Genomic DNA, 18184 nt, shown 5'->3' with positions numbered 1-18184 from the left:
TCAACCCCCCAACAGGCCTTTTTTGCGGAGGTAATCAACGGTGAAGCCTAAAAACTCACGGGCACGCTCTATCCCGGCTTGAGCTTCCTTTTCAGTCACCTGGATTTCAAAGGAGTAGTCCGCAACCTGTCTGGTCTTGAACGCAAGGTTCACATAGGTCAGGTATCTCCTCGGAACTTCGCCGTTTTTAACGAACTCCCTCCCGAAAAGGGCAATTGCGGAGGAGTGCTTTGAAGCGTGCAGGCTCCTCTCAGCCTTCTGGATTATTCTCTGGTACTCTTCGCTCATACTTTTATACCCTCCTCCATCGCGGTGAGGAAGAACGGATCCTTAGGTTCCTCCCTCTTGGGATACACTACGAGTGAAACCACGACCCCATACTTGAGGACGAGATCTGTCATCAGCTCTCCAAGCTCCCAGTCCTCCTCCGGAGTGAGCCTTCTGCGTGTAATGACAAGCACATCGACGTCGCTCCCTTCCCTGGCTTCCCCCCTCGCGTAAGAGCCGAAGAGGATGACCTCAACCAGGTCATCGCCGAGCAGCTCCTTCAGCTTTCCCTTGACCTCCCGCAGGATTCCGAGGAGTTCGTCCCTCGGTATGACGGGCATGTTTCCTCCCCCGGTGAAAGTTTGGCGTTCTAAACTTAAACCTTACATCATCAAGCCCTCCCTGCTCAGGTAGCCCTCAAGGTAGAGGCCGCCGAGGAAGGCCTGGCCGACGTTTATTCCGTTGTCCCCGCGCGGAACTTCTATTGTGGCATGGAACCTCAGTCCGGATGCCTCAACGGCCTTCCTTATCGTCTTCACTATGAGCTCGTTGTAGGCTACGCCGCCGCTTATGGCAACGTCCTTCACGCCGAAATCCCTGGCTTTCTCCATGGCAACGTTGGCGAAGGCCCTCGCGAGTGCCAGGTGGGCTGAGTACGCTATGTCAGCAGGGGAAGCTTTCTCCCTCGCCTCAAGCACCTGAACAAGGAGCTCTTCAACCCTTATCCGCCCACCTTCAACGGGAACTTCGAACTTCAGGTCGTTCTTGCCCTTCATCGCAAAACTCTCAAGCTTCATCGCCGGTTCGCCCTCGTAGTGCCTTATGTAAGCAACGTTGAGCAGAACGGCGAGCGAATCGAGAACCCTTCCAGTTGAGGAGGCGTAGACAGTGTTTAAGCCCTTGGCGAGCTGGTTCAGGATAACGTTGAACTCGACCTTTCCATACTTGAGGCCCTCGAGGGCCTTGGGACAGCAACTCCTTATTATCCCCTCAAGCTCCTCAATGGGGTAGACCTTGCTCAGAATCCCCATCAATGCCCTCAGCGGGTAGTAGCTCGCTAAATCTCCCCCCGGAAGCGGGTAGTAGTCTATATGAGCCAGCCTCTCGACGTCCTCGTAGCTCAGATAGAGGACCTCCCCGCCCCAGACGTTCCCGTCCGTTCCGTAGCCGACTCCATCGAGGGCTATCCCAACGGCAGATTCAAGGTTCCTCTCGGCCAAAACGCTCGCGATGTGGGCGTAGTGGTGCTGAACCTGGAGGAGCTCGACGTCCAGCTCGTTGGCCAGCTCCATGGCCAGCTTTGTCGTATTGTAGCCCGGGTGGAGGTCAGCGATGATTAAATCGAAGTCTTTAACGCGGAGGATTTTTCTAAAGTGCGCTATGGCTTCCCTCATGAACTCAAGGACTTCGAGCTTCCCGGTGTCGCCTATGTACTGGCTCGGGTAAACCTTTCCGTTCTTTGCAACGCCAAATGCGTTCATCAGCTCTGCCCCAACGGCCAGACCGCTGTAATCGAAGGGGATTTCCACCGGCAACGGCACGAAGCCGCGGGAACGCCTTATAACGGCCCTGTTACCATCGACGAAGCGGACAACGCTGTCATCTGCCCTGTTGAGTATTTTCCTGTTGTGGAGCAGGAGGTAGTCGGCCATCTCCTTAAGCTCTTTGAAGGCCTTCTCGTTGTCCTTGACCATCGGCATTCCCGGGTAGTTCGCTGAGGTCATCACGTAGACCTTACTCCTGCTCCAGTGGAAGAGTATGTGGTGGGTTCCCGAGTAGGGGAGCATAACCCCAATGGTGTGGAGGCCAGGGGCTAAATTTTCCGGCAGGGGAAAGGGCTCCCTCTTGCGGAGAGCTACTATGGGCCTCCTGTAGCTGGTCAGTTCTTCTTCCTCTTCCGTGCTCACGTAGGCGAAGCTTTTAACCGTCTCAAGGGAGTCCGCCATTATGGCGAAGGGCTTCTGTGGCCTGGAGACCCTCCTCCTGAGTTCTGCAACTGCCTCTTCGTTGGTCACGTCGCAGGCTAAATGGATTCCGCCGATTCCCTTTATCGCCACGATGTAGCCCTTGTCTATAAGCTCGGCCACCTTCTTCAGAGGGTCACCAGTTAGCTCTTTCCCGTCGTTTGTGTACAGGCGATAGCTCGGCCCGCAGACGGGACAGGCCGTCGGTTCAGCATGGTAACGCCTGTTGAGCGGGTCTTTGTACTCGCTCTCGCAGAAGTCGCACATGGGGAACTCCCTCATGGTCGTGTTCTCGCGGTCGTAGGGGAGGTCTTCAATTATCGTGAACCTCGGCCCGCAGTTGGTGCAGACGATAAAAGGATACATGTAGCGCTTGTTAGTGGGGTCAAAGAGCTCCCTTAAACAGTCCTCGCATATCGCTATATCCGGCGGAATTATGGAGTCGCCGCCGTTTTCCCCCTTCGAGCTTCTCTCGATGTAGAACTCGGGAAAGCCCTGGGGCGGGATTTCCCTCTTCTCAACCTTGTCAATCCTCGCGAGCGGCGGCTTCTTGCGGTGCAGATCCCTGAGAAAGGCCTCTATGTCCTCCTCCCTGCCCTCAACCACTATCTCAACGCCCGCGTCGCCAAGGTTCTTGACGTAGCCCTTGAGGTTGTGCTCGTGGGCTATCCTGTAGACGAAGGGGCGAAAGCCAACCGCCTGGACTATCCCCTGAACGTGAAGGTGATACGCCTTCATCCTCCCACCAGTTCCTCCTTTGCAATCGAAGGCTTTATAGGTTTCCAAAACCAAAAGTTGAAAACGATTGGGGAGTTTTTAACCTCCGGTGTCAGAACAAGACGCCGTACTTGTAGAATATCTGACATGTCCCCTCGTAGGACACCATGCACGGGCCAACGGGGCTCCTCGGCGTGCAGGTCTTTCCGAAGTGCGGACAGTCCGTCGGCATCGCTAAACCCCTCAGCACCGCCCCGCAGAGACAGCCCTTTTCAAGATCCGGAAGCCTGGGGACTTCTGGGTTATAGTAGGTTCTTATCTCAAGCTCCCTCCACTCCCCCTTCAGCTCAAGCCCGCTCTTCGGAATAACCCCGAGGGCGCGCCACTTCGCATCTTTGACCTCGAAGAACTTCTCCATGAGCCTCTGGGCTGCAACGTTGCCCTCGTACTTAACGGCACGCGTGTACTCGTTGAGTATCTTTACCTCCCCGCTTTTGACCATCCTAAGGAGCATGAGGATTCCAATCAGAACGTCAACGGGCTCGAAACCTGCTATGACCTGAGGTATGCCGTAGTCCCTGGTGAGGTACTCCCAGCCCTTAACGCCGATTATCGTCGAGACATGGCCAGGATCTATGAGACCGTGGAACCTGGTGCCCTGCTTTACAAGAGCCTCAACCGCCGGCGGCGTTAGGCGATGAACCGAGTAAATCCTGAAGTTCTCCAGTTTTTCTTCCACGACGGCGTTGAGCATCCCGGCAGTCGGGGCAGTTGTTGTCTCGAAGCCGGGGCTGAAGTGAACAACAGTCCTGTCCGGGTTCTCCTTGGCTATTTTGTAGGTGTCGAAGATGGAGTAAACTATCCTCACGTCGTAGCCCTCGCCCTTCAGATCGGCGAAGCTTCCAAGGGGGGTGGGGATCCTGTACATGTCCCCAAAGGTCGTGAGGATCATCCTGTCTCCTTCGGCGTAGGCCTCCTTCATGATCTCGCGCATCTTGACTATATCCTCCACGGGGGTTATGCAGACCGGACAGCCGGGCCCGCTGACGATTTTGACGTTTTCAGGGAGAAGGGAGCGTATCCCGGAGCGCGTTACCGTGTCCTCGTGGGTGCCACAGACGTGCATGAAGCGAACCTCTCCCAGCCCCTTTGCCTCCTCATGTATCTTTCCTACAATCCTCTGGGCGAATTCCCTGTCCTTAAGTGCACCGAGCGGCTCCATGGTCAGCCCCCCAGGGCCCTCTCGACCTCTGCCCAGGCCTCGAGTATCTCAAGTGCCCTCTTTTCGTCGAGCCTCTCTATGGCAAAGCCCGTGTGAACTATCACGTAATCGCCCACCTTGGCCTCAGGGAGGAGGTCGAGCCTCACCTCCCTCTTAACGCCTCCGAAATCAACGATGGCGGTTTTTCCTTCGATCTCGATGATCCTTCCCGGGACAGCTAAGCACATTTTTTCACCCCTGACAGTTCTCGCAGGCCTTTTTAGATATTTTCTAAACCTACGGTTTGAAACCGCAAACCTAAAAACCCCGAACCCAACCCCGCAACATGATTGCCGCGGTTCTGGCAGGGGGCTCTGGGAGGCGCTTCGGCGGAGACAAGCTCCTCTTCAGGATAAGCGGCAAACCCCTGATCCTCCACACAATTGAGAGGCTCGAAAAAGCTGACTCAATAGATGAAATCGTTATAGTGGCCTCCCCCGAAAACGCCGAGAAGCTCAGGCCCTTTGGCAACGTCGTTGTTGATGAGCTCCTCGTCGGCCCCATCGGCGGCCTCTACACGGCCTTATCCCGGGGAGACGCCTTTGTCGTGGCGGGGGACATGCCCCTCCTCGTTCCGGAGTTCGTTGACTTCATAGTTGAGCTCTTTTATTCGGAAAAAAAGCCCGTCTGCGTTCCGAGATGGGGCAACGGCTACCTTGAGCCGCTCCATGCAGCCTATTCTTCGGAGTTCAGGGAGCTTTTGGAAGAGAAGATCAGAGCAGGGCAGTATTCCATAAATCGGGCAATAAGGGAAAGCGACGCCTGCTACATCGAAATCGAGAGCCTTCCGGTGGATTGGAGGGAGAGCTTCTTCAACGTGAACACGAGGGAGGATCTGGAGAGAATCAGGGGCACCCGGGAAAGGGTTCTGTGACCCCTTTGGAGCGGTCTGTCGAGTTCCGCTCGGTGGCTTCGCAGGTTTTTGCATTCTCTCATCCGTGCCTCCACCTGATCAATTTCTTCCTGAACTCGGGCAGGTAAACGAGCGCCGCCGCAAGCATGAAGACGGAGCCGAGAACGTCCCTTCGGAGATACCACAGCAAGAAGCCTGTGCCGAGGAATAGGTCTTTCAGCGTCTCCTCCTTGTTCTCCCCAGCTTTCAGGTCTAACATGGCGAAGACAACGCCCAGGATACCGGCCACAAGCCAAACGTATTCAATCATACCCACCACTATCCAGGATCCTCGCGAGCTCCTCTGCTACCCCCTCAGCGCGTTCTTTTATCAGCTCGCTCGGCTCCTCGAAGAGTCCAGTTGAAGCCGACTGGCAACCTATTAAGACGAAATCAGCCTTAGTCTGCACCTTTAGGTATTTCACGAGCAACCTCAGGGGCAGGCTGTGAGTCGAGACCACCTCCCCCATCGTTCCCTCGGGATCGGCGATTATCAGCTCCCCGTGCTCCCCTCCAAAGTCAACCGCGTCCACAAAGACGACTAAGTCTGGCTTAAAGGAGATGATTTTTCCCACGTAGCTCTCCGGCACTTCGCCGCAGTTCAGAACGAGGACTTTCGAGCGGTTAAGGAGCTCCTTAAGCTTCTCTGCAACTAAAACACCAAAGGCGTCATCCCCTCGGACCTCGTTGCCGATGCCGCAGATTACTATCCGCTTTTTTCCTTCGAAGATTTCTTCGAGAGCCTTCATTGGAAACACCCCAATTATCCAGCACAAACCGGAACTAGCGGCAATCTCCCCCGGAACAGTGTAGTAGCCCGGATATCCAACTTCAACGGCAAAATCCGAGAGGTAGTGGGCTTCATTTCGTAGAGCCTTTTCCTTATCTCCCCACTGAGGCGGAGGCGCTCCTTCCAGCCAAGCTCTCTCCCGGTAACGAGTAGGATATTCCAGTCGCTATCCTCACTAAAATCCCCCCTCGCGCGGGAGCCGAAGAGGACGACTTCCTCCAGCCCTATCCCTAGTTCCCCGCAGACCTCGACAACCGTTTCCTTGATGGGTTCTTTTTCCATCATTCTTGACCCCTAAACAAATTTGAAAACTGGAGAAAACCCTTTCGCTCAGAGCTTTCCGGCTACCTCCCTTATCCTCTCCGCGAACTCGGTCTCCATGAGTTTGTCAGCGTTTCCTATCTTAGCGTCGAGGTCTGGGTAGAAGGGTATCCCCGCCAGGTAGGGAATTCCGAACTCCTTTGCCAGAGCCTCGACGTCCTTTTCCTCGTCCAGCTTCATGTTTTCCACCATTCCGAGGACCCTGTGCCCCTCCTCGAGGAGGAGCTGGACGAGCTTTCTGACGACGCTGATGGCGAGCTTTGAGGGCGTTGCCACCACCAAGAACTCACCCCTCTTCAGGAAGCGGAGCACATCGAGGAGCTGGTCGCCCAAACCCGGGGGCATGTCAATGACGAGGTAGTCGAGTTCATCCCAGCGGGTTATCGTCAGGAGCTCGATCAGGGCATCGCTTATCTCCTTCCCGCGGAGCGGCGTCGGCCTGTCCTCGGTGTAGTAGGCTATCGTCATAAACTTGATTCCGTGGACCGTGTGCGGAACAACGCCCTTGTCCTCCTCAGGAAACTCCCCCGGCTCGAAGCCGAGGATGACGTGGTCGCTCGCCCCGTGGAAGTCTAAGTCAAGGAGGCCGACTTTATGGCCTTTTTCGGCCAAAGCTAGAGCCAGCGTTGTGGAAACCAGCGACTTTCCGACGCCTCCCTTCCCGCTGACGACCGGGATGATCCTCCTGACGTTCTCAAGCCTCGCGCTTATGGCTATCCCGCGCGGGTCCATCATGCTTTTCCCCCCTTCTCGATCTTTATTCCAGCGACGTAAACGCCCCTGCCCTGAACAACTTCAAAGTCGTGGCTCCCGCACCTCGGACAGGCCATAAAGGCGTGCACCACCTCTGGGATGAAGTGGATGTCCTCCCTGATGCGCTCGTCAAACTTGTCTTTCACCTCCTTGAGCTTCCACTCATGGCCACAGTTCCTGCACCTGAAAGCCGCTTCCTCCTCCTCAAAGATTATCTCCGCGCCTTCAGCTATTGTTCCAGCAAAAAGCTGTTCCATGGCGAACTTCACTATGTCCTCCGCAACGTCCTGCAGTTCGCCGAGAACCACCTTTACGGCCTTAACGCGCTCCGCCCCCTCCCTGTTGGCGTAATCGAGGACAGTCCTAACTATGGCATCCGCCAAGGCCCACTCGTGCATGCTATCACCATTGGGCGTTGGAGGTGCTACCTTAAAAAGGGTTGAGTTTAAAACCATACGTTGAACCGGTATCGGGTGAGACCATGGGCGTCGTTCGCTTTGGCGTTTCGGTTCCCGAGGAGCTCCTTGAAAAGTTCGACAGGATCATCGGGGAGAAGGGCTACGTCAACAGGAGCGAGGCCATACGCGATATGATGCGCGACTTCATAGTCAGGCACGAGTGGGAGCAGGGCGACGCTGAGGTGGCCGGGACTATAACGATGCTCTACAACCATGACGAGGCCGACGTTGTGAGGGAACTCCTCGATTTGCAGCACGACTACCTCGAGGAGATAATCTCGAGCATCCACGTCCACATGGACGAGCACAACTGCCTTGAAGTTGTCATCGTCAAGGGAAAGGCGAGCAGGATAAAGGAGATAGCCGACAGGCTGTTGAGCCTGAAGGGGGTAAAGCACGGGAAGCTAGTCATGACCGGAACAGGAAAGGAGCTGGTTTAGGCTCCAGGGGCACTCTGTTTTTGGGTTCTTTAGACGTTTGCAACCTCCGGTTAATAACACCAGGATTAGAAAATTGTTAAAAATCGTGCTACTTTTTCAGTGGTTGGTGATACCATGCTCGCCCTTAACAGGCTCGTCGAAGAAAAAGACCTCGAGGGCATCCTCGAGTACGCGAGGGAGTTCCACGGGCACGTCTGCCCCTACCTCGCGCTCGGGGTAAGGGCCTCCCTCCTGGCCATGGAAGAACTCGGCGTCGGAAGGCTCGACTACTCAGGAAGCGTTGACGAGAGCATCTTAGCCATAGTTGAAGTTAACAACTGCTTCACCGACGGCGTGCAGGTCACAACGGGCTGCACCCTCGGGAACAACTCGCTGATTTACTTTGACCTCGGAAAGACAGCCCTGACGCTCGTGAAGCGCTCTACCTGGGAAGGGGTGAGGGTCTACGCGGACGCCGAAAAGCTGGCCAGGTACTATCCTCCGGGGGCGAGGGAGCTCTTCAACAAAGTTATCAGGGAAAGGAGAGGAACCCCGGAGGAGAGGGCAAAGCTCAGGGAGCTCTGGGAGGAAATAGGGCACACAATGCTCCACTTACCAGGGGAGGAGTTCAAGGTCGAGCGCGTTAAAGTGCCGCCTATAGAGCAGGCGCCCATATTCGATAGCGTTCGCTGCTCGAAGTGCGGTGAACTCGTCATGGAGACGAGGGCCGCTTACATTGACGGGAAGCCCTTCTGCCTCCGCTGTGCCGGGGAAAAGTACCTCGGCGTTGTCGGCAGTGGAATAGTCGAACTCGGGGGGAGGTGAAATGAGAAAGTTACTCTCCCTTTTCATTATCGTGCTTGTCGTATTCACCAGCGGTTGCATAGGGAGCACGAACACGGGGGACCCCGGTAAGGGAACAATGACCGTCACTGACTCCCTGGGGAGAACGGTCGAGGTGCCGGCTAAGGTCACTAAGGTTGTAGCCGCCGGCCCGGGTGCGCTGAGGCTCATCGTCTACCTCAACGCCAGCGACATGGTGTGTGGCGTTGAAGACCTTGAGAAATCCTCCCCCAACGGCAGGCCCTACATCATGGCCCATCCGGAACTCAAAAATCTTCCCAGCATAGGGCCCGGCGGGCCCGGGAAACTTCCAAACGAGGAGGCCCTGATAAACCTCAAGCCCGACGTTATATTCATGACCTACGTCGATGTGAAGACAGCGGACGATATACAGGAGAAGACAGGGATTCCGGTGGTTGTTCTCAGCTACGGTGCTCTTGGAACCTTCAACGATGAGGAGCTCTTCAAGTCCCTTGAGCTCGCTGGAAAGATACTCGGAAAGGAAAAGAGAGCTAAGGAAGTCATAAACTTCATCAAATCCCTCCAAGACGACCTTTCAAAGCGCACTGAAGGAGTGGAACCAAAGAGGTCCTACGTCGGCGGGATAGGCTACAGGGGCTCCCAAGGTATAGAGAGCACCGAGGGGGAGTATCCTCCCTTCGTAGCTGTTAGGGCCCACAACGTCGCCAGCGAACTCGGCAAAGAGCACTACTTCATAGATAAGGAGAAGCTCCTCGAGTGGCAGCCGGACTACATCTTCATCGACGAAGGCGGGTTGAACCTCGTCCTCGACGACTACAGGAAGAACCCCGAATTTTACAGCTCGCTGAAGGCAGTAAAGAACGGCAACGTCTACGGGTTACTCCCCTTCAACTACTACACCACCAACATAGACACCGCGCTGGCGGATGCCTACTACATCGGGAAGGTCCTTTATCCCGAGCGCTTCAGCGACGTTGATCCGGAGAAGAAGGCCGACGAAATATACACTTTCCTCGTCGGGAAGCCAGTTTACAGGGAGATGGCCGGGCAGTTCGGCGGCTTCGGGAAGATAAACCTCGCGAACGGAACCGTTAACTACTCCTCACCGTGATGGCTATGGACTACGAGAAGTACGTTGCCAGGAAGTTTTTCATTGGCCTCCTCCTCTTGCTCTTTACCATCTTAGTCAGCCTCTACTCCCTCTCCCAAGGCTCCTACTCCCTCTCCTTCTGGGAGGTGCTCGATGCCCTCCGTGGAAAGGGGAGCGAGAATGCCCTCCTCGTCATCTGGAAGGTCCGCATGCCGCGCATAGTGGCAGGCCTTTTAGTTGGCTCTTCCCTCGCCGTTGCAGGTGCGGTGATGCAGGGTTTCCTTAGGAACCCCCTTGCCTCGCCCTTCACAATGGGCGTCTCCCACGGGGCCATGTTCGGCGCTTCCCTTGCGATACTCCTCGGTGCCGGCTACTCCACGAGCTCGGGGAAGGTATTCCTCAACAACCCCTACTTAGTGGTGCTCTTCGCCTTCATCGGCGCGATAACAGCTGTCGGGGTAATCCTGTTCTTAGCGGGGCTCAAAGGCCTGTCCCCTGAGGCCATAATCCTCGCAGGAGTTGCCATGAGCTCCCTCTTCACCGCGCTTACCACCTTCGTCCAGTACCTTGCCAACGAGCTTCAGTTAGCAGCGATGGTCTACTGGAGCTTCGGAGACCTCGGAAGAGCGACCTGGAGGGAGAACGCCATAATGCTTGCCGTGTTCATCCCGGTCTTCGTTTACTTCGTCATAAAGGGGTGGGACCTGAACGCCTCAGCCTCAGGAGACGAGGTGGCGAAGAGCGTCGGCGTTGAGGTCGAGAGGGTTCGACTCGTATCCACATTCCTCGCGGCGCTGATAACTGCCGTCGGCGTTGCTTTCGTCGGGGTCATCGGTTTCGTCGGCCTTATAGCGCCGCACACCATGAGGCTCATCGCCGGTGGTGACTACCGCTTCCTGATACCGCTCTCGGCCCTCACGGGTGCGCTCCTGCTCGTGACGGCCGATACCGTTGCCAGACTGATAGTGGCTCCAATGGTGCTTCCGGTTGGGGTTGTGATGTCTTTCTTAGGGGCACCGGTGTTCCTCTACCTGCTCATCAGGATGGAGGGGAGGAGGGGATGAAGGCCATAACGATCGAAAACCTCAGCTTTTCCTACAACGGCGTCGAGGTTCTCAGAGAAATAAACCTCGAGGTCGAGGAGGGCGAGTTAGTTGCCATCCTCGGCCCGAACGGGGCAGGAAAGAGCACCCTCCTCAGGTGCATCGCCGGGATTTTGAGGTGCAGGGGTGTAGAGGTCTTTGGAAAACCCTTGGAGAGGTATTCCAGGAACGAGTTAGCTAAAATAATTGCCTACGTTCCCCAAAGAACAGAACCGGGCTTCATGACGGTTTTCGACACGGTTCTCCTCGGGAGGAGGCCCTACATGGGGCTGAGGCCGTCGAAGGAAGACCTCGAGGCCACCAGAAGGGCGCTGGAAAGAATAGGGATAGCCGGCCTTGCCCTGAAAACAACCAACAAACTGAGCGGCGGTGAGCTGCAGAAGGTAAGCATTGCCCGGGCGCTGGCCCAGGAACCGAGGATCCTCATGCTGGACGAACCAACCAACAACCTCGACATAAGGAGCCAGCTTGAAGTTATGCGCTTCGCGAGGGATTTCTCCTCAGAGGGCGGAACGAGCATTCTGGTGATGCACGACGTCAACCTTGCCCTTCGCTTTGCCAGGCGGTTTGTTTTCATGAAAAACGGCAGAATAGTTGCTGACGGCGGGAAGGAGATACTGAAACCCTCCCTCTTCCGGGAGGTTTACGGGGTTGATGTGGTAATAGAAGAAATAGGGGGAACCCCCCTCGTCGTGCCCGTTTAGCTTATCCAGCTCACGAGCTTCCTAACTCCTTCGCGGAGCTTTTCCTCGTCTTCTTTGGCAGGCATTCCCCTGCTCTCGACCGTGTCAACGAGGTCGAACTTGCTCGTGGTTATGAGGCCCTCTATCTTCTTGCCAGCGACGCCGCCCCAGCCGAAGGCGCCGACGATGAGGACTGGCTTCTCGTAGTTGGTCTTGTCGAATATCTCGTAGAGGACATAACGTATGCGTGGGTGGATGTCGGCTTCGTAAGTTGAGACCCCTATTATCAGGGCCTCGCTGTCTGGAACCTCGCCGAGGATGTCGCTCACAGCCGAGGCCTCCTTGTCAGTGAAGCGGTAAACGATTGGCTTCTTGTTGAGCTTCTTCAGCTCATCGATAACTATCTCCATCCTCCCCTCAACGAAGCCGTACATCGAGTCGTAGATTACTAAAACTTTGTCCTTCGTGGGAATTCCAGCGCCGACGCGCTCGTAGTGCTCGAAAATCCTCATCGGGTTCTTTCTCCACACGAGTCCGTGGCCAGGAAGTATCATCTTAGCGCTTTCAATGATTCCAAGCTCCTTGAGCTTCTTTATGTTCTGGACGATGTACTTGTGGTAGTGGCCGATGACCGTAACGATGTACTTGGTGACGTGTGGTAAATACTCCTCAACAACTTTCCCGTCGCTGTCGTCTATACTTTCCGGAATTCCGTAGCCGCCGCCCGCGTCGCAGGAGAAGATGAGCTTATCTTCAACCACGTATGTTATCATCGTGTCCGGCCAGTGGAGCCAGGGGACGGCTATGAAGCGGAAGGTTTTGCCCCCGATCTGCATCTCTTCCCCATCATTGACGACCCTGAAGTTCTCAACGACCTTCTCACCGTAGAACCCCTGGAGGAGGTTCCTCGCGAAGGCCGTGCCTATTATCTGAGCCCTGTAACCGTTCTCCTCAAGAACCTTCGGCAGTGCCCCGCTGTGGTCGGGCTCCGTGTGGTGGACTATTATGTGCGTTATCTCCTTCGGGTCAACGAGCTTTCTCAACGCCTCCATGAAGAGGTCGGTATAGTCCCCTTTGGCTGTATCGAAGAGCACAACCGCGTCCTTCAGCTTCATAAGGTAGGCGTTGTAGGTTATCCCCTCCGGGATGTCCCAGGTGGCCTCGAAGTACTTTATCCGGTCATCGTCAATCCTTATCAGGTGTACCTCAGGATCCGAGCACACCTTTTCAACTCGTACCTGCGGCATGTCCATCACCGAACTCACCTGGTGCGAAAACATAAAAAGCTTTCCCCAAACCAAAGGTTCTGGACAGGGTTGTTTCCTCGGCCCCTCACCCGGGAACTCAAAGACCTCCAGATCCGGGAGCCCCCAGCTTTCACAGCAAACATCCCAGTCAATTTTAAACCTCAGAAAAGAAAGACCGCAATGCCATCAGAGCTTCCTGGCCTCGAAGAACTTCTTCACCAGCTCCAGCCTCGGCTCGCGCTTCCAGAGCGGCGTCCTGTCCTTCCAGTAGGCCGGAACCATCTCCTCAAAGGTTGGCCTCTCGTTTATGTAGAATATCCCCAGCGGGAGCGGGTCGCTCTCGAGGGCGCGTTTAAACGCCGCTTCCCTGTCGTAGGGGTCGTGGTCGTCCATCCAGTAGGTGTGCTCCCTGTACCACGTGTAGGTGTTCACCTTGTTGAAGCTGACGCAGGGGTGCAGGATGTCGACTATCGCGAGCCCTTTGTGCTGGATTGCTTTCTTGATTATCTCCACGCTCTCCCTGAAGTAGCCCATGAACGTCCTCGCCACGAAAGAGGCGTTCAAAGCCACCGCAAGCGCGACAGGGTTGAAGGGCTCCTCAAAGACGCCCCAGGGCTGTGTCGGAGTTTTCATTCCCTTCATCGTCGTCGGCGAGGCCTGCCCCTTGGTGAGGCCGTAAACCTGGTTGTCGTGGATAAGAACGGTTATGTCCGGGTTCCTCCTTATCGCGTGCAGCAGGTGGTTTCCGCCCTCGGCGTACATGTCCCCATCTCCGCCTTCCGCTATGACGGTAAGCTCCGGGTTTGAGGCCTTAACGCCAGTAGCTATGGGTATTGCCCTACCATGGAGCGTGTGGTAGCCGTTGGCGTTGATGTAATGGGGCATCTTTGCTGCTTGCCCAATTCCGCTGATTATCGCGACCTGGTTAGGTTTTAAGCCGAGTTCAGCTAAAGCGGAGATGAGTATGTTCCTTATGCCGAAGTTTCCGCAGCCCGGGCACCAGGCTACGTCCGCGCTCCCCGGTCTCTTTGACTCGAAGAGCTCCCTCCCAGTGGGAAGCTGGACGTTCATTCTACCACCCCCTTTAAGGCCTCAAGAACCTCCTCAACCGAGAAGGGCCTCCCGTCGTACTTCAGAACCCTGTGGTTTGCCTTAACGCCGAGCTCCTTCCAGAGCAAATCGGCGAACTGGCCGGTCACGTTGTTCTCCACCACTATCACCTTCTTGCCCTCGAAGAACCTCCTGACCTCCGGGTTGATCGGGTAGACCCAGCTAAAGTGTAAGTGTGCCACTTTCCCGCTCCCGAGCTTCTCCAGGGCCTCCTCCACGACATGGAAGGTTGAGCCCCAGCTGACCACAAGGTACTTCGCGTTTTCATTTCCAACGAGCTTCGGAAGCGGGGCGTTCCTCTTTATTGTTTCGAGCTTCCTTATCGCCCTCTTTTCCTGCATCTTTATCGTCAGCCCAGCGTCTTCCGTTATGTCCCCCCACTCGTCGTGCTCGTTTCCGTTGCCTATTATTACCTCCTCCCCATAGCCGGGGATGGCCCTCGGGGAAATTCCGTCCTCGGTAAGCTCGTATCTCCTATAGCCGGGCTTCGCTTCAACGATGTGGCGCTCGAACCTGACTTTTCCCACATCCGGCGCTGGCAGGTTGTAGTAGGTGTCCACGAAGTACTGGTCGGTGAGGATCATAACAGGCACCTGGTATCTGTCGGCCAGGTTAAAGGCCTCCGCGGTGAGGTAGAACGCCTCCTCAAGGCTTCCCGGGGCGAGGATTATCCTCGGGAAGTCGCCGTGGCCGGCGTAGAGGACGAGGTTAAGGTCTCCCTGCATGGTTCTCGTCGGCAAACCAGTTGCGGGCCCGGGCCTCTGGGCGAGATGGATTACTACCGGGTTCTCGGCCATTCCAGCCAAGCTTATCGCCTCGCTCATGAGGGCGAAGCCGCCGCCCGAGGTGCTCACCATTGCCCTCGCCCCCGCGAACCAGGCCCCAAGGGCCATGTTTATCGCCGCTATCTCGTCCTCGACCTGTTCAACGACTATCCCAAACTCTTCAGCGTGCTGGGCCGCGAAGGTGGAAACGCCCGTTGACGGGCTCATTGGATAGAAGCTCAGGAAGTTCATGCCCCCGGCCAGGGCTCCTATTCCCACGGCCTCCGTCCCGGTTAGAAGAACCTCGTCCCTAACCTTCTCGTCCCTCGAGATTTCGACCCTTATTGCCCCTTCCTCGCAGAGCTTAACCCCAAGCTCGTAGCCCTTCTTAGCGGCCTCAACGTTCTTCTTCACGACGTTTTCATCTTTGCTCCCGAAGCGCTTCCTTACGTACTCCTCGACGGCACTGAAATCGCCGTGGAAGAGCCCCACTATCAGGCCAGCCGCAATCGTGTTGGGGTAGAGCTGGCTTCCAACCTCCATGGCCATCTTCGTAAGCGGAACCTCGACGAGGTGTATTTTCCCCAAAAAGGCCTCCTCGATATTTTCCTTCTCTCCAAGGACAACGGTGCCTTCGCCCAACCTGTCCTTTACCCAGCCCAGGGTGCCCCTGTTGAAGGGCACGAGGATGTCTATCCTCTTCACAAAGGCCCTCACGCGCCTTGATGAGACCCTTATTTCGGTGGTGTTAATGCCACCCCTGACGCGGGACATGTACTCCTTGTTTGCATAGACGTGGTAGCCTGACTTCTTGAGTGCATAAGTAAGTATCTCCTCGACCGTCTGCACGCCCTGTCCGGCCGCCCCGCCCAGGACTATCGAGACTTCGTCTTTAAACTCAGCCATCCTCTCAGCTCCCACAAGTTTTGATGTTTGCATTATCTGGTTCGTTAAGCAACCTTATATAATTTTCCATCCGCGTTTACTGTTACACATTTATGACCCAAAAAGTTAATATGCGAGAAGGGAGAAACAAGTTTGAGGTGATTGCCGTGGAAGTAACCGACAGGGAGGTTTTTGAGATAGCGGTTAACGCAGAAATAAAGGCCAAAGAGGCCTACGAAAAGCTGGCTTCTATAACCAGGAGTGACATCATACGGGACGAACTGCTCTTCCTGGCAAGGGAGGAGGACAGGCACCGCGAGATAGTAGAAAAGATGGCCGAGAGATTCCAGAGCGAAGAAGGGACTCCGCAGAAGATGGAGGTCAGCACAATGGGTGAGTTCAAGGTCATAGCGGAGAAAATGGCCGAAGCGATAAAGAAACCCACCCTAAACCTTGACGAGGTCTACGAAATAGCCATGGAGGCAGAGCTCGTCAGCGAAAGGCTCTACAGGGAGCTGGCTGGCTACGCCGCAAACGAGAAGACTAAGGTTATCCTCAACATGCTCGCCGACATGGAGGCCAACCACTACGCCATCCTCAAAAAGCATTATGACTACCTAACCCGCTATCCCGAGCTCTACAAGGAGGAGTTCTACGACCAGCTCATGAAGGACATAAACTTCAACTTCTGACCTTTTCCCTTTCAGCCCTCAGCTCCCCTTAGCGCCACCCATGTCATTTATAAGACCAGCGTTGCATACTCCTCCGTCTTTCACCCACCTTGCCAGGACTCCTGTTCTGATGTGAAACCACCGAAGGAGGCATGGTCAGATACTCAACTTGTTAGGTGTTGTCGGAGGGAGCAAAGCGGGGGGAAGCTGTTAGATTTTTTCCCAGGGTTCGATTTCCCCTTTTATCACCTTGAATATGGGATGAGGCTCGATTTCTTTGGTGTTCTTTATTTCTTCGTATTTCCTCCTGTCCCTGGATTTTAACTTTTTTAGCAGGTGCTGAAACTCATAGGCAATCTGCCCGTCCGTAACCGTCAGTTTACCGTCAATCTTCACTTCATCAATTTTGCTTTCATCGAAATTGTAACCTCTTCTTTTTGCTTCAAGCAAAACTTCGTAGAGATAAGCGTTTATGCAAGCGACCGGATCTTCTGATTTTTTAAACCTCTCAAGCTGGGGGTGATTTCTGTAGCCTCTGGTTTTTCCTTCCAGCACTTTTTTAGCCAGCAAACCTTCGCGCCAGAGGGCAAGCAGACCTTTTGTGTCTAAATACTTCGGATGAATCGACCACAAACGCATTCCATCACCTCGGCTATATTTTCCGCCACGCAATTAAACCTTTTTTCCACAGCGACAAGCAACTGACTTTTTGCTAAAGCAGCAAGCTAACCCTATTTTGCCCAGCGAGCATCTTCTCAAGTTTCATTGCCCCGTTAACGAGGTCTTCCACGTGCCATCCCTCCTCCGCCGGTACACTCCAACGTGGGGGCGTCTTCAAGCCAGGCTTTGAAGGTCTTCAGCTGGGGTTCAGGGCTTCCCTGATTTCCTTTTCGAGCCTGAGAGCCTTCCTGAGGTCCCCAAACACAACGGCACCGACTGGCTTATCCCCCCTGTAGAAGACCCTGGTTTCGTCGTCGAGCCACTTTCCCTCGCCGTCCGTTCTCCCGATGATTGCCAGGCTTAAGTCTGCGAACTTAAAGACTGTTGAGCCGAAGAAGTCGTAGCTCGCACTCTCGCCCTTTAAGATGCTGGCCAACACCCTTGCCTGCTCCGCCGCCGCCCGTGCAGTTCCTAAAATCATACCATTGTATTCCGCGCAGTCACCTATTGCGTAAATCCCCTCCGCGGAGGTTCTGAAGCTGTCGTCTATGAGAATCCCTTTCCCGGTCTGAATCCCGCTCCTGAGTGCCAGCTCGACGTTGGGAGCTATCCCGAAGGCGCAGACCTTGAGCCGTCCCGGGATATAGCCTCTGTCCGTGTTAAGGCCATTCTCGCTGGCGCTCAAAACGTTGGTCTCAAGGTGGAATTCAACGCCGATCCCCTCGAGTTCTTTTCTTATTCTCTCGCTGAGCTCTTCATCGAGCCCGAGGAGGTTTCTCTTCCTGTGCACGAGCTTAACCCTGTAGCCTGCCTTTGCAACGTTGCCCGCAAGCTCGAGGGCTATGAAGCCACCGCCAAGGATTACAATCTCTCCCTCTTCCTCAAGTTTCTCCTTTATCCTCCTCGCATCGTCGAGGGTCCTGAGGGTTAGTAAATGCTCCTTTCCGGGGACAGCAGGTTCCGCTGCCCTCGCGCCCGTCGCCAGAACCAGAACATCATAGGGGAACTCGCCCTTTGAAGTTGCGAGAACCCTCTTTGCCCTGTCTATGAAGAGGGCACTGGTTCCGAGGCGCAGTTCAATCCCCCGCCTGTCGTACCATTCCAGAGAATACGGGAACAGCTTCTCCTCCGGCAGGAAGCCGGCTATGTAGTGGCTCAGCATTGGCTTGGAATAGTGCGGTAGTTCCTCCTTCTCGATTACCGTGACCTCAAACTCCCCGGAGAGGTTTTTTGCGAGCTCAACCCCTCCGGGCCCGTTGCCAACGATGACGACCTTCATAGACATCGATAGGAATTATGGGAGA

At 55.3% G+C, this 18184-nt stretch carries 22 protein-coding genes; 7 read left to right on the top strand and 15 right to left on the bottom strand.

Annotated elements, in window-relative coordinates:
* From ACZ47M_RS08055 to ACZ47M_RS08035, 5 genes are all read right to left on the bottom strand, one after another.
* Positions 1–288 (bottom strand): HEPN domain-containing protein, encoded by a 288-nt coding sequence (locus tag ACZ47M_RS08055; protein ID WP_315342061.1) that lies wholly within the window; start codon positions 286–288, stop codon positions 1–3.
* Complete coding sequence (locus tag ACZ47M_RS08050; protein ID WP_315342063.1) at positions 285–608, bottom strand: nucleotidyltransferase domain-containing protein; 324 nt, start codon at positions 606–608, stop codon at positions 285–287. Before ACZ47M_RS08050 ends, ACZ47M_RS08055 begins: the two co-directional genes overlap by 4 nt.
* A gap of 42 nt (positions 609–650) precedes the next feature.
* Positions 651–2969, bottom strand: a complete 2319-nt coding sequence (hypF, locus tag ACZ47M_RS08045) for a carbamoyltransferase HypF (protein WP_315342066.1) — start codon at positions 2967–2969, stop codon at positions 651–653.
* A gap of 91 nt (positions 2970–3060) precedes the next feature.
* Positions 3061–4170, bottom strand: coding sequence for a hydrogenase formation protein HypD (gene hypD, locus ACZ47M_RS08040; RefSeq protein WP_315342069.1), 1110 nt, complete (start codon positions 4168–4170; stop codon positions 3061–3063).
* Between the two features lie 2 nt (positions 4171–4172).
* Positions 4173–4397, bottom strand: a complete 225-nt coding sequence (locus ACZ47M_RS08035; protein ID WP_010479816.1) for a HypC/HybG/HupF family hydrogenase formation chaperone — start codon at positions 4395–4397, stop codon at positions 4173–4175.
* A 98-nt stretch (positions 4398–4495) separates the two neighbouring features.
* Between ACZ47M_RS08035 and mobA the strand changes: the two genes are divergently transcribed.
* Entirely contained in the window at positions 4496–5083 is a 588-nt protein-coding gene (gene mobA, locus ACZ47M_RS08030) for a molybdenum cofactor guanylyltransferase MobA (RefSeq protein WP_315342071.1), read from the top strand.
* A gap of 58 nt (positions 5084–5141) precedes the next feature.
* Here the strand turns inward: mobA and ACZ47M_RS08025 are convergent, their stop codons facing one another.
* Genes ACZ47M_RS08025 through hypA form a run of 5 tightly spaced genes read right to left on the bottom strand, consistent with a single transcriptional unit; the run spans position 5142 to position 7363 of the window.
* The gene (locus ACZ47M_RS08025) at positions 5142–5372 is read right to left on the bottom strand and encodes a hypothetical protein (RefSeq protein WP_315342073.1); all 231 of its coding nucleotides are present in this window, start codon (positions 5370–5372) and stop codon (positions 5142–5144) included.
* The gene (locus ACZ47M_RS08020; protein ID WP_315342076.1) at positions 5365–5850 is read right to left on the bottom strand and encodes a hydrogenase 3 maturation endopeptidase HyCI; all 486 of its coding nucleotides are present in this window, start codon (positions 5848–5850) and stop codon (positions 5365–5367) included. The genes ACZ47M_RS08025 and ACZ47M_RS08020 overlap by 8 nt, the downstream gene beginning before the upstream one ends.
* A 14-nt stretch (positions 5851–5864) precedes the next feature.
* On the bottom strand, positions 5865–6176 hold the full coding sequence (locus tag ACZ47M_RS08015) for a nucleotidyltransferase domain-containing protein (RefSeq protein WP_315342077.1): 312 nt from the start codon (positions 6174–6176) through the stop codon (positions 5865–5867).
* A 45-nt stretch (positions 6177–6221) separates the two neighbouring features.
* Positions 6222–6947 (bottom strand): Mrp/NBP35 family ATP-binding protein, encoded by a 726-nt coding sequence (locus ACZ47M_RS08010; protein ID WP_315342080.1) that lies wholly within the window; start codon positions 6945–6947, stop codon positions 6222–6224.
* Positions 6944–7363 carry a hydrogenase nickel incorporation protein HypA gene (hypA, locus tag ACZ47M_RS08005; RefSeq protein WP_315342083.1) on the bottom strand — a complete coding sequence of 140 codons (420 nt, stop codon included), beginning with the start codon at positions 7361–7363 and terminating at the stop codon, positions 6944–6946. The genes ACZ47M_RS08010 and hypA overlap by 4 nt, the downstream gene beginning before the upstream one ends.
* 83 nt (positions 7364–7446) lie before the next feature.
* Between hypA and nikR the strand changes: the two genes are divergently transcribed.
* The 5 genes from nikR to ACZ47M_RS07980 all read left to right on the top strand — a co-directional run bounded on the left by nikR (position 7447) and on the right by ACZ47M_RS07980 (position 11564).
* Positions 7447–7863 carry a nickel-responsive transcriptional regulator NikR gene (gene nikR, locus ACZ47M_RS08000; protein WP_315342086.1) on the top strand — a complete coding sequence of 139 codons (417 nt, stop codon included), beginning with the start codon at positions 7447–7449 and terminating at the stop codon, positions 7861–7863.
* Positions 7864–7977: 114 nt separating this feature from the next.
* The gene (locus tag ACZ47M_RS07995) at positions 7978–8667 is read left to right on the top strand and encodes an FmdE family protein (RefSeq protein WP_315342089.1); all 690 of its coding nucleotides are present in this window, start codon (positions 7978–7980) and stop codon (positions 8665–8667) included.
* Between the two features lies 1 nt (position 8668).
* Complete coding sequence (locus tag ACZ47M_RS07990) at positions 8669–9778, top strand: iron ABC transporter substrate-binding protein (protein WP_315342092.1); 1110 nt, start codon at positions 8669–8671, stop codon at positions 9776–9778.
* A gap of 5 nt (positions 9779–9783) precedes the next feature.
* Positions 9784–10821, top strand: coding sequence for a FecCD family ABC transporter permease (locus ACZ47M_RS07985; RefSeq protein WP_315342324.1), 1038 nt, complete (start codon positions 9784–9786; stop codon positions 10819–10821).
* Positions 10818–11564 carry an ABC transporter ATP-binding protein gene (locus ACZ47M_RS07980; RefSeq protein WP_315342095.1) on the top strand — a complete coding sequence of 249 codons (747 nt, stop codon included), beginning with the start codon at positions 10818–10820 and terminating at the stop codon, positions 11562–11564. Before ACZ47M_RS07985 ends, ACZ47M_RS07980 begins: the two co-directional genes overlap by 4 nt.
* Here ACZ47M_RS07980 and ACZ47M_RS07975 read toward each other — a convergent pair.
* The 3 genes from ACZ47M_RS07975 to ACZ47M_RS07965 all read right to left on the bottom strand — a co-directional run bounded on the left by ACZ47M_RS07975 (position 11561) and on the right by ACZ47M_RS07965 (position 15570).
* A complete protein-coding gene (locus ACZ47M_RS07975) occupies positions 11561–12790 on the bottom strand; it encodes an FprA family A-type flavoprotein (protein WP_315342326.1) in 1230 nt (409 codons plus the stop codon). The two genes, ACZ47M_RS07980 and ACZ47M_RS07975, sit on opposite strands and share 4 nt — an antisense overlap.
* Before the next feature lie 186 nt (positions 12791–12976).
* Complete coding sequence (locus ACZ47M_RS07970) at positions 12977–13861, bottom strand: thiamine pyrophosphate-dependent enzyme (protein ID WP_315342098.1); 885 nt, start codon at positions 13859–13861, stop codon at positions 12977–12979.
* Positions 13858–15570, bottom strand: coding sequence for a 2-oxoacid:acceptor oxidoreductase subunit alpha (locus tag ACZ47M_RS07965; protein ID WP_315342099.1), 1713 nt, complete (start codon positions 15568–15570; stop codon positions 13858–13860). Before ACZ47M_RS07965 ends, ACZ47M_RS07970 begins: the two co-directional genes overlap by 4 nt.
* A 146-nt stretch (positions 15571–15716) precedes the next feature.
* Between ACZ47M_RS07965 and ACZ47M_RS07960 the strand changes: the two genes are divergently transcribed.
* Positions 15717–16241, top strand: a complete 525-nt coding sequence (locus ACZ47M_RS07960) for a ferritin-like domain-containing protein (RefSeq protein ID WP_315342329.1) — start codon at positions 15717–15719, stop codon at positions 16239–16241.
* 189 nt (positions 16242–16430) lie between these two features.
* On the opposite strand, the gene ACZ47M_RS07955 is transcribed toward ACZ47M_RS07960, so the two are convergent.
* Together ACZ47M_RS07955 and ACZ47M_RS07950 are read right to left on the bottom strand one after the other, a co-directional pair.
* Positions 16431–16859 carry a pyrimidine dimer DNA glycosylase/endonuclease V gene (locus ACZ47M_RS07955; protein WP_315342102.1) on the bottom strand — a complete coding sequence of 143 codons (429 nt, stop codon included), beginning with the start codon at positions 16857–16859 and terminating at the stop codon, positions 16431–16433.
* A gap of 217 nt (positions 16860–17076) precedes the next feature.
* A complete protein-coding gene (locus ACZ47M_RS07950; RefSeq protein ID WP_315342332.1) occupies positions 17077–18159 on the bottom strand; it encodes an NAD(P)/FAD-dependent oxidoreductase in 1083 nt (360 codons plus the stop codon).
* Positions 18160–18184 lie beyond the last annotated feature (25 nt).

The organism is Thermococcus waiotapuensis (assembly GCF_055384795.1).
Note: the sequence above shows the minus strand (reverse complement) of the source record. Positions and strands in the feature narration are given on the sequence as shown.

Excerpts from the sequence above, each read along its gene's own strand:
- ACZ47M_RS08025 (WP_315342073.1), bottom strand. The coding sequence starts at position 5,372 with ATGATTGAATACGTTTGGCTTGTGGCCGGTATCCTGGGCGTTGTCTTC.
- ACZ47M_RS07950 (WP_315342332.1), bottom strand. The coding sequence starts at position 18,159 with ATGAAGGTCGTCATCGTTGGCAACGGGCCCGGAGGGGTTGAGCTCGCA.
- ACZ47M_RS08010 (WP_315342080.1), bottom strand. The coding sequence starts at position 6,947 with ATGATGGACCCGCGCGGGATAGCCATAAGCGCGAGGCTTGAGAACGTC.
- ACZ47M_RS07990 (WP_315342092.1), top strand. The coding sequence starts at position 8,669 with ATGAGAAAGTTACTCTCCCTTTTCATTATCGTGCTTGTCGTATTCACC.
- ACZ47M_RS07975 (WP_315342326.1), bottom strand. The coding sequence starts at position 12,790 with ATGCCGCAGGTACGAGTTGAAAAGGTGTGCTCGGATCCTGAGGTACAC.
- ACZ47M_RS07995 (WP_315342089.1), top strand. The coding sequence starts at position 7,978 with ATGCTCGCCCTTAACAGGCTCGTCGAAGAAAAAGACCTCGAGGGCATC.
- mobA (WP_315342071.1), top strand. The coding sequence starts at position 4,496 with ATGATTGCCGCGGTTCTGGCAGGGGGCTCTGGGAGGCGCTTCGGCGGA.
- ACZ47M_RS07985 (WP_315342324.1), top strand. The coding sequence starts at position 9,784 with ATGGACTACGAGAAGTACGTTGCCAGGAAGTTTTTCATTGGCCTCCTC.
- ACZ47M_RS07955 (WP_315342102.1), bottom strand. The coding sequence starts at position 16,859 with ATGCGTTTGTGGTCGATTCATCCGAAGTATTTAGACACAAAAGGTCTG.
- nikR (WP_315342086.1), top strand. The coding sequence starts at position 7,447 with ATGGGCGTCGTTCGCTTTGGCGTTTCGGTTCCCGAGGAGCTCCTTGAA.
- ACZ47M_RS08050 (WP_315342063.1), bottom strand. The coding sequence starts at position 608 with ATGCCCGTCATACCGAGGGACGAACTCCTCGGAATCCTGCGGGAGGTC.
- ACZ47M_RS07970 (WP_315342098.1), bottom strand. The coding sequence starts at position 13,861 with ATGAACGTCCAGCTTCCCACTGGGAGGGAGCTCTTCGAGTCAAAGAGA.
- ACZ47M_RS08055 (WP_315342061.1), bottom strand. The coding sequence starts at position 288 with ATGAGCGAAGAGTACCAGAGAATAATCCAGAAGGCTGAGAGGAGCCTG.
- ACZ47M_RS08020 (WP_315342076.1), bottom strand. The coding sequence starts at position 5,850 with ATGAAGGCTCTCGAAGAAATCTTCGAAGGAAAAAAGCGGATAGTAATC.
- ACZ47M_RS08015 (WP_315342077.1), bottom strand. The coding sequence starts at position 6,176 with ATGATGGAAAAAGAACCCATCAAGGAAACGGTTGTCGAGGTCTGCGGG.
- ACZ47M_RS07980 (WP_315342095.1), top strand. The coding sequence starts at position 10,818 with ATGAAGGCCATAACGATCGAAAACCTCAGCTTTTCCTACAACGGCGTC.
- hypA (WP_315342083.1), bottom strand. The coding sequence starts at position 7,363 with ATGCACGAGTGGGCCTTGGCGGATGCCATAGTTAGGACTGTCCTCGAT.
- ACZ47M_RS07965 (WP_315342099.1), bottom strand. The coding sequence starts at position 15,570 with ATGGCTGAGTTTAAAGACGAAGTCTCGATAGTCCTGGGCGGGGCGGCC.
- ACZ47M_RS08035 (WP_010479816.1), bottom strand. The coding sequence starts at position 4,397 with ATGTGCTTAGCTGTCCCGGGAAGGATCATCGAGATCGAAGGAAAAACC.
- hypD (WP_315342069.1), bottom strand. The coding sequence starts at position 4,170 with ATGGAGCCGCTCGGTGCACTTAAGGACAGGGAATTCGCCCAGAGGATT.
- hypF (WP_315342066.1), bottom strand. The coding sequence starts at position 2,969 with ATGAAGGCGTATCACCTTCACGTTCAGGGGATAGTCCAGGCGGTTGGC.